The sequence below is a fragment of the Roseovarius salis genome (assembly GCF_044472985.1).
GTDB lineage: Bacteria > Pseudomonadota > Alphaproteobacteria > Rhodobacterales > Rhodobacteraceae > Roseovarius > Roseovarius salis.
Genome location: NZ_JBISDG010000037.1, coordinates 22766 through 36943 on the forward strand (window position 1 = coordinate 22766; position 14178 = coordinate 36943).

14 protein-coding genes are annotated in these 14178 nt (G+C 65.2%); 6 read left to right on the forward strand and 8 right to left on the reverse strand.

Features of this window, described 5'->3' with window-relative positions:
• Positions 1-40: 40 nt before the first annotated feature.
• The 8 genes from sdhA to ACH13J_RS14380 all read right to left on the reverse strand — a co-directional run bounded on the left by sdhA (position 41) and on the right by ACH13J_RS14380 (position 6416).
• A complete protein-coding gene (sdhA, locus tag ACH13J_RS14345; RefSeq protein WP_397544029.1) occupies positions 41-1846 on the reverse strand; it encodes a succinate dehydrogenase flavoprotein subunit in 1806 nt (601 codons plus the stop codon).
• Positions 1847-1873: 27 nt separating this feature from the next.
• Positions 1874-2245, reverse strand: a complete 372-nt coding sequence (gene sdhD / locus ACH13J_RS14350; protein ID WP_397544030.1) for a succinate dehydrogenase, hydrophobic membrane anchor protein — start codon at positions 2243-2245, stop codon at positions 1874-1876.
• Positions 2246-2256: 11 nt separating this feature from the next.
• Positions 2257-2640: a succinate dehydrogenase, cytochrome b556 subunit gene (sdhC, locus tag ACH13J_RS14355; RefSeq protein ID WP_397544031.1), complete on the reverse strand. Its 384-nt coding sequence runs from the start codon at positions 2638-2640 to the stop codon at positions 2257-2259.
• Between the two features lie 207 nt (positions 2641-2847).
• Entirely contained in the window at positions 2848-3879 is a 1032-nt protein-coding gene (locus ACH13J_RS14360; protein WP_397544032.1) for a MaoC family dehydratase, read from the reverse strand.
• Positions 3880-3881: 2 nt separating this feature from the next.
• Entirely contained in the window at positions 3882-4085 is a 204-nt protein-coding gene (locus tag ACH13J_RS14365; RefSeq protein WP_397544033.1) for a DUF1737 domain-containing protein, read from the reverse strand.
• Positions 4086-4091: 6 nt separating this feature from the next.
• Positions 4092-4637, reverse strand: coding sequence for an NnrU family protein (locus ACH13J_RS14370; RefSeq protein WP_397544034.1), 546 nt, complete (start codon positions 4635-4637; stop codon positions 4092-4094).
• A 6-nt stretch (positions 4638-4643) separates the two neighbouring features.
• Entirely contained in the window at positions 4644-5507 is an 864-nt protein-coding gene (locus tag ACH13J_RS14375; protein ID WP_397544035.1) for an aldolase/citrate lyase family protein, read from the reverse strand.
• 153 nt (positions 5508-5660) lie between these two features.
• The gene (locus tag ACH13J_RS14380; RefSeq protein ID WP_397544036.1) at positions 5661-6416 is read right to left on the reverse strand and encodes a TSUP family transporter; all 756 of its coding nucleotides are present in this window, start codon (positions 6414-6416) and stop codon (positions 5661-5663) included.
• A gap of 168 nt (positions 6417-6584) precedes the next feature.
• Here ACH13J_RS14380 and mdh point away from each other — a divergent pair, with 168 nt between their 5' ends.
• From mdh to ACH13J_RS14410, 6 genes are all read left to right on the forward strand, one after another.
• The gene (gene mdh, locus ACH13J_RS14385) at positions 6585-7547 is read left to right on the forward strand and encodes a malate dehydrogenase (RefSeq protein WP_397544037.1); all 963 of its coding nucleotides are present in this window, start codon (positions 6585-6587) and stop codon (positions 7545-7547) included.
• Positions 7548-7776: 229 nt separating this feature from the next.
• Positions 7777-8970, forward strand: a complete 1194-nt coding sequence (sucC, locus tag ACH13J_RS14390) for an ADP-forming succinate--CoA ligase subunit beta (protein WP_397544038.1) — start codon at positions 7777-7779, stop codon at positions 8968-8970.
• Positions 8971-9026: 56 nt separating this feature from the next.
• Positions 9027-9914, forward strand: a complete 888-nt coding sequence (gene sucD / locus ACH13J_RS14395) for a succinate--CoA ligase subunit alpha (protein ID WP_397544039.1) — start codon at positions 9027-9029, stop codon at positions 9912-9914.
• Positions 9915-9963: 49 nt separating this feature from the next.
• The gene (locus ACH13J_RS14400; protein WP_397544040.1) at positions 9964-10437 is read left to right on the forward strand and encodes a DUF805 domain-containing protein; all 474 of its coding nucleotides are present in this window, start codon (positions 9964-9966) and stop codon (positions 10435-10437) included.
• 29 nt (positions 10438-10466) lie between these two features.
• A complete protein-coding gene (locus ACH13J_RS14405) occupies positions 10467-13427 on the forward strand; it encodes a 2-oxoglutarate dehydrogenase E1 component (RefSeq protein WP_397544041.1) in 2961 nt (986 codons plus the stop codon).
• Positions 13428-13431: 4 nt separating this feature from the next.
• On the forward strand, positions 13432-14178 hold a 747-nt coding region (locus ACH13J_RS14410), incomplete at its 3' end, for a biotin/lipoyl-containing protein (protein WP_397544042.1).

Sequence of the window (14178 nt, forward strand, 5' to 3'; positions counted from 1 at the left end):
CGGACTTGGTGGCTATGGCGCAAACGCGGTGCATTTGAAATCAGAACGTCCGCTCTTTGGGCGCGATCTTCTTGACGTTGATGCCGCCCTGCGTCTCGGGCGTCAGCGGATCCTCGATGATCGGCCGATAGCTCAGGCTCACCTTGTTTCCGTCAAGCCGCGTGATGGTGTGCACGCGCCAGTTCTCGTCGTCACGCTCGGTATGGTCCTCGTGCGCATGGGCGCCGCGGCTTTCCTTGCGTGCCTCCGCCCCGGCAATGGTGGCCAGCGCATTCGGCATCAGGTTGGTCAGCTCCAGCGTCTCCATCAGGTCGGAGTTCCAGACAAGGCTGCGGTCGGTCACGCTGAGGTCATCGAGCTTGGCGGCAATACCGTCCATCTTCTCGACCCCCGCGGCGAGCGTCTTGGAGGTGCGGAACACCGCGGCGTCCTCCTGCATGGTACGCTGCATTTCCAGCCGCAACTCGGCCGTGGGCACCGCGCCATCGGCATGGCGCAGACCGTCGAAACGATCGAGAGCCTTGTCGATCTGGGCCGTGTTGGTGGCCGGCGGCGCGCTTTCGGCGTCGACCACCTTGCCAGCGCGGATGGCCGCCGCACGACCGAACACGACAAGATCGATCAGCGAGTTCGACCCAAGCCGGTTCGCCCCGTGAACGCTGGCACATCCCGCCTCGCCCACGGCCATGAGCCCCGGCACCACCGCGTTGGGATCGTCCTCGGTCGGGTTGAGCACCTCGCCCCAGTAGTTGGTGGGAATGCCGCCCATGTTGTAGTGCACAGTGGGCAGCACCGGGATCGGCTCCTTGGTCACGTCCACGCCGGCGAAGATCTTGGCGCTCTCCGAGATACCCGGCAGCCTCAGGTTCAGCGCCTCAGCGGGCAGATGGCTGAGGTTGAGGTGGATGTGATCGCCGTTCTCACCCACACCACGGCCCTCGCGGATTTCCATGGTCATGGAGCGGCTGACATAGTCCCGCGGGGCGAGGTCCTTGTAGTTGGGCGCGTAGCGCTCCATGAACCGCTCGCCCTCGGAATTGGTGAGGTATCCGCCCTCGCCGCGCGCACCTTCGGTGATCAGGCAGCCCGAGCCGTAGATGCCGGTGGGGTGGAACTGCACGAATTCCATGTCCTGAAGCGGCAGCCCCGCACGCGCCACCATGCCGCCGCCATCACCGGTGCAGGTGTGGGCCGAGGTCGCGGAGAAATAGGCGCGCCCGTACCCGCCCGTGGCCAGCACAACCATCTTGGAATTGAAAACGTGGATCGTGCCGTCGTCGAGCTTCCAGCACACGACGCCGGTGCAGGCCCCGTCATCGGACATGATGAGGTCGATGGCGAAATACTCGATATAGAATTCCGCGTTGTTCTTGAGGCTCTGTCCGTAGAGCGTGTGAAGGATGGCGTGGCCCGTGCGGTCGGCGGCGGCGCAGGTGCGCTGCACGGGCGGCCCCTCTCCGAACTCGGTCGTGTGCCCGCCGAACGGGCGCTGATAGATCTTGCCCTCTTCCGTGCGTGAAAACGGCACGCCGTAATGCTCCAGCTCGTAGACCGCCTTGGGCGCCTCGCGGGCGAGGTATTCCATCGCGTCGGTGTCGCCCAGCCAATCGGAGCCCTTGACGGTGTCGTACATGTGCCACTGCCAGTTGTCCGGCCCCATGTTGCCAAGGCTCGCGGCGATGCCGCCCTGCGCGGCCACGGTGTGCGACCGGGTCGGGAACACCTTGGTCACGCAGGCCGTGCGCAGGCCCTGCTCGGCCATTCCAAGGGTCGCGCGCAGCCCGGCGCCGCCGGCCCCGACCACAACGACGTCATAATCATGCGTCTCGTATTCGTAAGCAGCCATATCTGGGAAACTCCGCGTCTGTTGGCGTCAAAGGGCGATGCGGCCAAGGGCGAACAGCCCGGTGGCGATCGTGCCGTAGGTCAGGCAGGCCAGCGCCACCAGCAACAGCTTTCGCGTGGTTCCGCGCGTGTAGTCCTCGATCATCACGGTCGCCCCGTTGCGGAAATGGACCATCCCGACGAACAGAACCAGCGCGAACAGGATCGCCACCCCCGGGTGGGACAGGCTGGACACAACCTCCTCGTAGGAGCCGCCGAGAATGCTGCCGAAAAGATACAGGAAGGTCGGCACGATCAGCGCCAGCCCGGCCGAGCTGACGATCATGTGCCAGTGATGCTCGGCGCCGGTGTGCGCGGCGCCCTTTCCCTCGGCGCGCTTGCGGGCGGTCAGGTAACGCATGGCGTCCTCCCTCAGATGATGACGATGGTGATGACGGTCAGCGCAACCGACCCGACGACACAGACCCAGCCCAGCATCTCGGCCGTGGGCACGTCGAGCCCGTTGCCCGCGTCGAAATAGAGATGCCGCAGCCCGGCCAGGTAATGATACCAGATCGCCCAGAGCGACAAGGTCAGGACGATGTCACCAAACCACGAGGTCAGCACCGCGTCGGCGGTGGCGAAGTACTGCGGTCCGGTCGCGGCGGCCAGGAGCCACCACACGACCAGCACCGCCGCCACGATCAGCGCGTTTCCGGTGATACGCGTCAGGATCGAGCTGATCGAGGTCATCTGGGGGCGATAAATCGTCAGGTGGGGGGAAAGCGGGCGTTCGACTTCGGTCGCGTCATCCATGGATCAGTCCCTTTCGGTTTGGCTGGGCGCGCGTCGCGGCACGCTACCGGCTCGGTCCTTTGTCCTACGTTTTAGCCGTACTGTCACCCGTGCAAAGCCCGAAATCCCGGATTCCCTTGGCAATTCGTCGCATTTTGACGCTTTGTGATCACAAGAAAATAAGCGTGATCACGGATGAGCACCCGACCCCGATCGCACGCCGGGTCGTCACGCGGGCACCAGAACCCAGCAATCGAGATCGAGCAACACATGCGGCAGGTACTTGCCGTCCTCGCCTTTCAGCTCACCGGGCGCGCCCCCCTTTGCCGCGACAAGCCGCAGGCGCAGGGCGCCGACGCCCGGCGCCGCGGTCTCCGCCTTGTCCAGCACCTCGGACCATGCCCTGATGGTGTCGCCGGCATAGCAGGGGTTGGCATGGGCGCCGCCGTTGAGGCCCGCCACGATCTGCGAGTTGGCCAGCCCGTTGAAGGACAGCGCCCGCGCCATCGAGATCACGTGGCCGCCATAGATCAGGCGGCGGCCATCCTCGCGCAGGGTTGCGTCGAAATGCACCTTGGCGGTGTTCTGCCACAGCCGGGTGGCCATCATGTGTTCGGCTTCCTCGACGGTCACGCCGTCAACGTGGTCGATCACCTCGCCGATCTCGTAATCGCGCCAGCGATGCGGTTCCCCCGCAAGGGTGAAGTCGTAGCCCGAGAAATCCAGCCCGCCGGGCACCACGAGATCCCCGGCCTCCAGCACCGGCTTCAGCTCGGGGATGACCGTGTCGGGCGCGGGCATGTCGAGATCCCGCTTGCGGATCATCGCCCACCGGACATAGTCGATCACCACCTCGTCGTGCTGGTTCATCCCGCGCGTGCGCACCCAGACCACGCCGGACTTGCCGTTGGAATTCTGCTTAACGCCGATCACTTCGGAAGTCGCGCGTAACGTGTCGCCGGGCCAGACGGGCTTCAGCCACCGGCCCTCGGCATAGCCGAGATTGGCCAGCGCGTTGAGAGATATGTCCGGCACCGTCTTGCCGAACACGATGTGAAAGGCCGCCATGTCGTCTATCGGGGCCGCCGGCAGGCCGCAGCCGCGGGCGAATTCATCCGAGGAATAGAGCGCGTGGCGCGCCGGATAGAGCGCATGGTAGAGCGCCCGCTCGCCGCCCGAGACCGTGCGCGGCACCGCGTGGTGGATCGTCTCGCCCACCGTGTAGTCCTCGAAAAAACGGCCCGGATTGGTCTTGCCCATGCTCACTGCGCTCCCAGCTTGATCTCGGGGCTGTATTCGCCCTCGACCTCCTTCACGACCGCCTGCCCGCATCGCATCACACCGTTGGAGGCGTCGAAGGCGTATGCAGGAGACCCGTACAGCTGCCACCCGGCATTAAGCGCCGCGGTCACCTTGTGGCAGAACTCCGACGTGTCATCGGCGCTGAGGAAACGGTAGAGCTTCATCGCCGTTCACCCGGGAAACGGCCAGACGCCCAGCCAGTTGTGAATCCACGTGATCGCCCCGAACATCACCAGCGTGATGGCCACGAGCAGCGCGTCCTTGCGGGCCGGGCCAGGCTCGGGGCGCACCCATACCTCGGTGCGATTGATGACGATGACCTCCACGACAGCCCACGCCAGCAGGCCGCCGAACAGCACGACCGACGCGAGATCGCCATTGACCAGCAGGTGCGCCACCGCCCATATCTTGACGGCGGTCAGCTGCGGGTGGCGCATCCTGCCACGCAGCCGGCCCTTTGTCGCGCTCATCCCGTAGACGAACACCGCCACCAGCATCAGAAGGTTGTTGAGGTGCACCGTCCATGCCGGCGGGAACCAGAGGTTGACGAATTCCGCACCGCGATAGCCGACAACCATCAGCACCAGCCCGGCAAGGATCACCAGCGCCGCCAGCGCCTTGCCCGCGTTGCCCATGCCGGCGCGCATGTCGGGCGCGACGCGCTTGAAAAGGTGCCCCGCGAACCAGAGGACAAGACCGAGAACAAGATATGCCATGTCGCGTTACTCCGCCGCCATTTCCCTGATCGCCTCGACCTTGGCGAGGACGCGTTGCGCCGCCACGACGTGCAGGTTCTCCACGATCTGCCCATCGACCACGGCCACCCCCTGCCCCGACGCCTTGCTTTCCTCGTAGGCGGCGATCTGGCGCTCGGCCATCTCGATTTCCGACTGGGTGGGCGCAAAGGCCGTGTTCGTCACCTCGATTTGCGCGGGGTGGATCAGGGTCTTTCCGTCGAACCCGAGGTCTCGGCCCTGCTCGCACTCTGCCTTGAGCCCGTCGCCGTCACGGAAGCGGTTGTAGACGCCGTCGATCGCCACCACGCCGCGCGCGGCACGTGCGGCCATGACGATCATCTGCAGCGCCGTCATCAGCGGCAGCCGGTCCGCCCGGCTGCGGCAGCCCAGATCCTTCGTCAGGTCATTGGTGCCCGTGACCAGCCCGGTGACCTGCGCGTGCGCCGCGATCTCGCGCGCGTTGAACACGCTGACGGGGGTTTCCATCATCACCCAGATCGGCACGGAGGGCCCCAGCATGTCCGCCAGCGCATCCACGTCCGAAGGATGGTTCACCTTGGGCAGCAGGAAGATGTCGGCGCCCGCCTCGCGCAGCACGCGCACGTCCTCGTTGCCCCACTCGGTCGTCAGCGCGTTGATGCGCACGATCTTGGCGCGTTTTCCATAGCCGCCCTGCCCGAGCGCGGCGGCCAGTGTCTGGCGGGCCTCCGCCTTGGATTCGGGGGCGACCGCGTCCTCGAGGTCGAAAATGATCGCGTCTGTGGGCAGGGTCCGCGCCTTGTCCAGCGCCCGTTCCTTGGAACCCGGGATGTAGAGGACCGATCGGTAAGGGTGCGTCGTCAGATCCATCGGCGTGTCCTTGTCGAGTCATGGGCGGAAACAATCTTGCGCAGCAATGGCATTTTTCGGCCGAACTGTTCAAGCGCTTTTCCGCCGCAGCGCAGAAACTGCCTCGGGGAACAGGCCGGCCTGACCGCCCGGCACCCCCATGGCGCCCACGGGTCAGGTCAGGGCGTCCCAGACCAGCTTGGCGCCGGTGACGGTCAACAAAACGTAGGTTATGGCGAAAAAGGCGCGCTCGGGCACGCGCCGATGCGCCCGCACGCCAAGCCATGCGCCCAGAAGCGCAAAGGGGGCTAGCCACACGCCCATCCAGAGTGTCTCGCGCGAGAAGATACCAAGGAACGCATACGGCACCAGCTTGGCAACGTTGATCAGCGTGAAAACCAGCACCGTCGTGGCCTGGAAGGGTGTCTTGCCCGGGCGCTTGGAGAGCAGGTAAACCGCCACGGCCGGTCCGCCGGCGTGACTGACGAAACTGGTGAACCCGGCCGCAACCCCGGCCAGCGCCCCGCCCCAGCCCGGCATGGCACGGTCACCGGCACGAAACAGCCCCGCGTGCAACCCGATGCGCCATGACACGAACAAAAGCGCAATCGCCCCGATCAGAAGGCGGAAAAGATCCGGATCGGCCACGCTGTAAAGCGCCGCGCCGAGCGCCACCCCCGGCAGCGCCCCCAGAAGCAGCAGCTGCGCCTCGGGCCAGATCCACTGCCGCCAATAGGGGCGCAGCGTGGCCGCGTCGATCAGCATCAGCAATGGCAGCATGATCCCCAACGCCGCCCCCGGCGGGATCACGAGCGCGAGAATCGTGGCCCCGGCAAACGCCGCGCCGGAGCCGAAGCCGCCCTTGGAGATACCGGCGAACACGGCGGCGGCCACGCCGATAGCGTAAACATCCACGCCGTAACCCGTCATGCATCCCCCGGATTGACGACTGCAAAGCACCCGTGACAGGGGAAGTTATCGCATGGCACGGCGAAAGGACAGTGCGGCGGCGCGCGCATGCCGCGTCGCGGCGCCCTTGCGCGGGCGCGTCTTTGCGACTAGGCCAATGCGAAATCCAAACCACCGGAGACTGTTGCAATGGCCAGACCCAAGATTGCCCTCATCGGCGCGGGACAGATCGGCGGGACGCTCGCCCATCTGGCCGCGATCAAGGAACTCGGCGATGTCGTCCTGTTCGACATCGCCGAAGGCACGCCGGAAGGCAAGGCGCTCGACATCGCCGAATCCGGCCCGTCCGAAGGGTTCGACGCCGCGCTCAAGGGCACGCAGGATTACGCCGACATCGCCGGCGCGGATGTGTGCATCGTCACCGCCGGCGTCCCGCGCAAGCCGGGGATGAGCCGGGATGACCTGCTGGGCATCAACCTCAAGGTGATGAAGGCCGTGGGCGAGGGTATCCGCGACAACGCTCCGGACGCGTTCGTCATCTGCATCACCAACCCGCTCGACGCGATGGTCTGGGCGCTGCAGAAATTCTCGGGCCTGCCCAAGGAAAAGGTCTGCGGCATGGCCGGCGTTCTCGACAGCGCGCGCTTCCGCCACTTCCTCAGCCTGGAATTTGACGTGTCGATGAAGGATGTCAGCGCGTTCGTGCTGGGCGGGCACGGCGATACCATGGTGCCGCTCACCCGGTATTCCACCGTGGCCGGCATTCCCCTTCCCGACCTCGTCAAGATGGGCTGGACCACGCAGGAGAAGCTGGACGCCATCGTTCAGCGCACCCGCGACGGCGGCGCCGAGATCGTGGGCCTGCTCAAGACCGGGTCGGCCTTTTACGCGCCCGCCACGTCGGCGATCGAGATGGCCGAGGCGTATCTCAAGGACCAGAAGCGCGTGCTGCCCTGCGCGGCCCATGTCGATGGCAAGTACGGGCTCGACGGGTTCTACGTCGGGGTGCCGACGGTGATCGGGGCCGGCGGCATCGAGCGCGTGGTCGAGATATCGCTCAACAAGGACGAGCAGAAGATGTTCAACCATTCGGTCGACGCGGTGAAAGGCCTCGTCGAGGCCTGCCAGGGCATCGACAGCTCTCTGAAATAGGACGATATGGCGCATACAGACGTGTCGGGGCCGGTCTTGACCGGCCCTGATTCTTTTTCGCGTGGTGTTTACCGGCAAGCGCATCAATTTGTGATCACAGCAAAAGTGGCGTGATCACAAACCCGGAAAATCGGCCCAAATCCGCGAAAATTCGAAAAAACCCGTTTAAACCACTGGCTCAGTTGTGGGTATATCCTCAATTGAACACTAGCCAAGACGGGACAGTTTCATGAATATCCATGAGTATCAGGCGAAGGCCCTTCTTCGCTCCTACGGCGCGCCGGTCTCGGACGGCCGCATCGTGCTGCGCGCCGAAGAGGCCAAGACGGCCGCGGGCGCGCTCGACGGGCCGCTCTGGGTCGTGAAGGCGCAGATCCACGCCGGCGGGCGCGGCAAGGGTACCTTCAAGGAGGCCCGCGCCGGAGAGGGCGGGGGCGTGCGTCTCGCCAAGTCGGTCGAGGAGGCCGCCGAGGAGGCCAAGCGCATGCTGGGCCAGACGCTGGTGACCAAGCAGACCGGCCCCGAGGGCAAGCAGGTCAACCGCATCTACATCGAGGACGGCTCGGGCATCGACAAGGAATTCTACCTCGCCCTGCTCGTGGATCGCGGCACATCGCGCATCAGCTTCGTGTGCTCCACCGAGGGCGGCATGGATATCGAGGAGGTGGCCGAAAAGACGCCCGACAAGATCCTCAGCTTCTCGGTCGATCCCGCGACCGGCTACCAGCCCTTCCATGGCCGCCGCATCGCCTTCATGCTGGGGCTGGAGGGCAAGCAGATCAAGCAGTGCGTCGGGCTGATGGGCACGCTGTATGCCATGTTCCTCGAAAAGGACATGGAGATGCTCGAGATCAACCCGCTGATCCTGACCGACGCGGGCGACCTGAAATGCCTCGACGCCAAGATGGGCTTCGACTCCAACGCCGTGCACCGCCATTCGGACATCGCCGAGCTGCGCGACGTGACCGAAGAGGACCCCAAGGAACTCGAAGCGTCGAAATACGACCTGAACTACATCGCGCTGGACGGCGAGATCGGCTGCATGGTCAATGGCGCGGGGCTGGCGATGGCCACGATGGACATCATCAAGCTCTACGGCTCGGAGCCGGCCAACTTCCTCGACGTGGGCGGCGGCGCCACCAAGGAGAAGGTGACCGAGGCGTTCAAGATCATCACCTCCGACAGCAACGTCAAGGGAATCCTCGTCAACATCTTCGGCGGCATCATGCGCTGCGACGTGATCGCCGAGGGCGTCGTGGCCGCGGTCAAGGAGGTGGGACTCAACGTGCCCCTCGTTGTGCGGCTGGAAGGCACGAACGTGGCGCAGGGCAAGGAGATCCTGAACAACTCCGACGTCAACGTCATCGCCGCCGACGACCTCGCCGACGCCGCCGACAAGATCGTGAAGGCGGTCAAAGGATAATCGTAGGGTGGGTGCCAACCCACCTTCCCCGCGCATGCATTAAGGAGAACGCCAAGATGGCAGTCCTCGTAGACGAAAACACCAAGGTGATCTGCCAGGGCCTCACCGGCTCCCAGGGCACCTTCCACACCGAACAGGCCATCGCCTATGGCACCAACATGGTCGGCGGCGTCACCCCCGGAAAGGGCGGACAGACGCATCTCGACCTGCCCGTGTTCAACAGCGTGCACGAGGCGATGCACGAGACCGGCGCGAACGCCAGCGTCATTTACGTGCCCCCGCCCTTTGCCGCGGACTCGATCCTCGAGGCCATCGATGCGGGCATAGAGCTTGTCGTGTGCATCACCGAGGGTATTCCCGTGCTTGACATGATGCGCGTCAAGCGCGCGCTGATGGACAGCAAGTCGGTGCTGATCGGCCCGAACTGCCCCGGCATCATCACGCCGGACGCCTGCAAGATCGGCATCATGCCCGGCCACATCCACAAGCGCGGCTCCTGCGGCGTGGTCAGCCGTTCCGGCACCCTGACCTACGAGGCGGTCAAGCAGACCACCGATGCCGGGCTGGGGCAATCCACCTGCATCGGGATCGGCGGCGATCCGATCAAGGGGACGGAGCACATCGACGTGATGGAGCGGTTCCTGGCCGACGACGAGACCGAGTCGATCATCATGATCGGCGAGATCGGCGGCAGCGAGGAGGAAGAGGCCGCCCAGTTCCTAAAGGACGAGGCCAAGAAGGGGCGCAAGAAACCGGTCGCCGGCTTCATCGCCGGGCGCACCGCCCCGCCGGGCCGCCGCATGGGCCATGCCGGCGCCATCGTCGCGGGCGGCAAGGGCGGCGCGGACGACAAGATCGAGGCGATGCGCAGTGCCGGCATCGTCGTCAGCGAAAGCCCCGCCGGCCTTGGCGAGGCGGTGCTGGAAGCGATCGGCAAGGGCTGAACTCAGACGGCGGGGCGCCGCGCCCCGCCCCGGAAAGGAAATGACCGACATGGATTTTCAGACGAGCGTCAAGACCTGCCTGACAGAGAAGTACGCCACCTTCTCCGGGCGCGCATCACGGCCCGAATACTGGTGGCTCATGCTGGCCTACCTGATCGGGGCCGTCGTGATCTCTCTGACGGGGATCGGGCTGCTCTACATCGTCTACATCCTCGCGATGATCGTGCCCGTCACGGCGGCGGGCTATCGCCGGCTTCAGGACACCGGGCGCCCGGGGTGGTACATTTTCATCCCGGTGGCGCTGGCGGTGCTGAACACGCTCGTCATGGGACCGATGGGCCCGGGCCCGATGGGGCCGGGCGGCATGGGTCCGGGCGCGATGCATCCCGGCGGCATGCGTGGCTTCGGCCTCGTGAGTCTGCTCGGCCTTGTGCAGATCGTCGTGACGATCCTGTTCGTCTACTGGCTCGTGCAGCCGTCGCAGCCCGAAACCAACGAATACGGCCCGCCCCCGGGCCGTTGAGCTGCCGGCCCTTCACGGAGACCTGACCGATGACAGACCAATCCCCCAATGACCAGTTCCACGCCTCTTCCTTCATGCAGGGGGCGAACGCGCAGTATCTGGAACAGCTTTACGCGCGCTACGCGGGCGACCCGAACGCGGTCGACGAGGGCTGGAAGGCATTCTTCGAACAGCTCGGCGACGGAGAGGTAGACGTCAAGAAGGAGGCCGCCGGCCCCTCCTGGGCGCGGCCCGACTGGCCCCCGCAGCCCAGCGACGAACTGACCGGCGCGCTGACAGGGGAATGGCCGCCGGAGGCAGAAGCCAAGGCGGCAGGCGACAAGATCAAGGCCAAGGCACAGGAAAAAGGCATCGAGGTCACCGACGAGTCGGTCAAGCGCGCGGTGCTCGACTCGGTCCGGGCGCTCATGCTGATCCGCGCCTACCGTATCCGCGGTCACCTCGCGGCCCAGCTCGACCCGCTCGGCCTGCGCGACCATGGCTACCGGCCGGAACTCGATCCGAAATCCTACGGCTTTACCGAGGCCGACATGGACCGGCCGATCTTCATCGACAATGTTCTTGGGCTTCAGGTGGCCTCGATCCGCGAGATCGTGGAGATCGTCAAGCGCACCTATTGCGGCACCTTCGCGCTGCAGTACATGCACATCTCCGACCCCGAGCAGTCGGCTTGGCTGAAGGAGCGGATCGAGGGCTTCGACAAGGAGATCAAGTTCACCCGCGAGGGCCGCAAGGCGATCCTGAAGAAGATGGTCGAGGCCGAGGGCTTCGAAAAATACCTTCATGTCAAGTACATGGGGACGAAACGCTTTGGCCTCGACGGCGGCGAGAGCGTGATCCCCGCGATGGAACAGATCATCAAGCGCGGCGGCAATCTCGGGCTCAAGGAAATCGTCATCGGCATGCCCCACCGCGGCCGGCTATCGGTGCTGGCCAACGTGATGGGCAAGCCCTACCGCGCCATATTCCACGAGTTCCAGGGCGGCAGCTTCAAGCCCGAGGATGTCGACGGATCGGGCGACGTGAAATACCACCTCGGCGCCTCCTCGGACCGCGAGTTCGATGGCAACAGCGTCCATCTCAGCCTGACCGCCAATCCCAGCCACCTGGAAGCGGTGAACCCGGTGGTCATCGGCAAGGTGCGCGCCAAGCAGGACCAGCACAACGACACCGACCGCACCAAGGTGATGCCGGTGCTGCTGCACGGCGATGCCGCCTTTGCCGGACAGGGTGTCGTGGCGGAGTGCTTCGGCCTGTCGGGTCTGAAGGGCCACAAGACCGGCGGCACCATGCATATCGTGGTGAACAACCAGATCGGCTTCACCACCGCGCCACATTTCTCGCGGTCCTCGCCCTACCCCACCGATATCGCGCTGATGGTCGAGGCGCCCATTTTTCACGTCAACGGAGACGACCCCGAGGCGGTGGTGCATGCCGCCAAGGTGGCCACGGAGTTCCGGCAGAAGTTCCACAAGGACGTGGTGATCGACGTCTTCTGCTACCGCCGCTTCGGCCACAACGAGGGGGATGAACCGATGTTCACCAATCCCCTCATGTACAAGAAGATCAAGACCCACAAGACCACGCTTGCTCTCTATACCGACCGTCTGGTGAAGGACGGCCTGATCCCCGAGGGCGAGATCGAGGACATGAAGGCCAGTTTCCAGTCATTCCTCGCCGACGAGTTCGAGGCAGGCAAGGAGTACCGGCCCAACAAGGCCGACTGGCTGGACGGAAAATGGTCGCATCTCGACCGCAAGGACGAGGATTACCAGCGCGGCGAAACGGCCATCAAGCCCGAGACGTTCAAGGAGATCGGCACCGCCCTGACCACGGTGCCGGAGGGCCTTGCGCTGCACAAGACCGTCTCGCGCCTGCTCGAGGCCAAGTCGAAGATGTTCGAGACCGGCAAGGGCATAGACTGGGCAACGGCCGAGGCGCTGGCTTTCGGCTCGCTTCTGCTGGAGGGATACCCGGTGCGGCTGGCCGGACAGGACAGCACGCGCGGCACCTTCTCGCAGCGCCACTCGGGCCTGGTGAACCAGGAAACCGAGGAACGCTACTACCCGCTCAACAACATCAGGGCAGGACAGGCGCAGTACGAGGCCATCGACTCGATGCTGTCGGAATACGCGGTTCTGGGCTTCGAGTACGGCTACAGCCTCGCCGAGCCCAATGCGCTGACCCTGTGGGAGGCGCAGTTCGGCGATTTCGCCAACGGCGCGCAGATCATGTTCGACCAGTTCATCAGCTCGGGTGAATCCAAGTGGCTTCGCATGTCCGGCCTCGTCTGCCTGCTGCCGCACGGGTACGAGGGGCAGGGCCCCGAGCACAGCTCGGCCCGGCTGGAGCGGTTCCTGACCATGTGCGGGCAGGACAACTGGATCGTCGCGAACTGCACGACGCCGGCGAACTATTTCCACATCCTGCGCCGGCAGCTACATCGCACCTTCCGCAAGCCGCTCATCCTGATGACGCCCAAATCGCTGCTGCGTCACAAGATGTGCATCTCGGACGAGGAGGATTTCACGACCGGGTCGTCGTTCCACCGCGTCCTTTGGGACGATGCGCAGCACGGCCATTCCGATACCGAACTGGTGCCCGATGACAAGATCCGGCGCGTCGTGCTGTGCTCGGGCAAGGTCTATTTCGACCTGCTGGAGGAGCGCGACAAGCGCGGGATCGACGACATCTACCTGATGCGCATCGAACAGTACTATCCCTTCCCGGCCATCTCGATGGTCAAGGAAATGGAGCGCTTCAAGCAGGCAGACGTGGTCTGGTGCCAGGAAGAGCCGAAGAACCAGGGCGCCTGGACCTTCATCGAGCCGAACATCGAGTGGGTGCTGACCCGCATCAAGGCCAAGCACACAAGGCCGATTTATGCCGGCCGCCCGGCCGCGGCCTCGCCCGCGACCGGTCTCGCCTCGCAACACAAAGCCCAACAAGAAGCGCTGGTCGACGCCGCGCTGACGATCGAAGGAAAGTGACCCGATGACCATTGAAGTGCGAGTTCCAACACTGGGCGAATCCGTCACCGAGGCGACCGTCGCCACGTGGTTCAAGCAGCCCGGCGACGCCGTGAGCGCCGACGAGATGCTGTGCGAGCTTGAGACCGACAAGGTCACCGTCGAAGTACCCGCCCCCGCCGCCGGAAAGATGGGCGAGATCGTTGCCAAGGAGGGAGAGACGGTTGGTGTCGACGCGCTGCTTGCGACGATCACCGAGGGCGAAGGCGCCGCGCCGGCCGAACCCGCCGGCAAGGAGACCGCGCAGGAGGCCCCAGCGGGCGGGAGCGGCGAGAGCGTCGACGTGATGGTCCCCGCCCTCGGCGAATCCGTCAGCGAGGCAACCGTTTCGACGTGGTTCAAGGCGGAGGGCGACAGCGTGGCGGCCGACGAGATGCTGTGCGAACTGGAAACCGACAAGGTCTCGGTCGAGGTGCCTGCCCCGGCCGCCGGCACCCTGTCGAAGATCCTCGCCAAGGAGGGCGAGACGGTGCAGGCGGGCGGCAAGCTGGCCGAGATGACCTCGGGCGATGCCCCCGCCGCGGCCCCGGCGCAGGAAGAGCGCCCGGCAGAGGCCACCGCCGCCCCGGGCGGCAAGGACGTCGAGGATGCCCCGTCAGCAAGGAAGGCGATGACCGAGAAGGGCCTGTCGCCTGACCAGGTCGAGGGCTCGGGCCGCGACGGACGCGTGATGAAGGAGGACGTGGCCAAGGCTGCCGCCGCGGCCACGAGC

Excerpts from the sequence above, each read along its gene's own strand:
- sdhA (WP_397544029.1), bottom strand. The coding sequence starts at position 1,846 with ATGGCTGCTTACGAATACGAGACGCATGATTATGACGTCGTTGTGGTC.
- sdhD (WP_397544030.1), bottom strand. The coding sequence starts at position 2,245 with ATGCGTTACCTGACCGCCCGCAAGCGCGCCGAGGGAAAGGGCGCCGCG.
- sdhC (WP_397544031.1), bottom strand. The coding sequence starts at position 2,640 with ATGGATGACGCGACCGAAGTCGAACGCCCGCTTTCCCCCCACCTGACG.
- ACH13J_RS14360 (WP_397544032.1), bottom strand. The coding sequence starts at position 3,879 with ATGGGCAAGACCAATCCGGGCCGTTTTTTCGAGGACTACACGGTGGGC.
- ACH13J_RS14365 (WP_397544033.1), bottom strand. The coding sequence starts at position 4,085 with ATGAAGCTCTACCGTTTCCTCAGCGCCGATGACACGTCGGAGTTCTGC.
- ACH13J_RS14370 (WP_397544034.1), bottom strand. The coding sequence starts at position 4,637 with ATGGCATATCTTGTTCTCGGTCTTGTCCTCTGGTTCGCGGGGCACCTT.
- ACH13J_RS14375 (WP_397544035.1), bottom strand. The coding sequence starts at position 5,507 with ATGGATCTGACGACGCACCCTTACCGATCGGTCCTCTACATCCCGGGT.
- ACH13J_RS14380 (WP_397544036.1), bottom strand. The coding sequence starts at position 6,416 with ATGACGGGTTACGGCGTGGATGTTTACGCTATCGGCGTGGCCGCCGCC.
- mdh (WP_397544037.1), top strand. The coding sequence starts at position 6,585 with ATGGCCAGACCCAAGATTGCCCTCATCGGCGCGGGACAGATCGGCGGG.
- sucC (WP_397544038.1), top strand. The coding sequence starts at position 7,777 with ATGAATATCCATGAGTATCAGGCGAAGGCCCTTCTTCGCTCCTACGGC.
- sucD (WP_397544039.1), top strand. The coding sequence starts at position 9,027 with ATGGCAGTCCTCGTAGACGAAAACACCAAGGTGATCTGCCAGGGCCTC.
- ACH13J_RS14400 (WP_397544040.1), top strand. The coding sequence starts at position 9,964 with ATGGATTTTCAGACGAGCGTCAAGACCTGCCTGACAGAGAAGTACGCC.
- ACH13J_RS14405 (WP_397544041.1), top strand. The coding sequence starts at position 10,467 with ATGACAGACCAATCCCCCAATGACCAGTTCCACGCCTCTTCCTTCATG.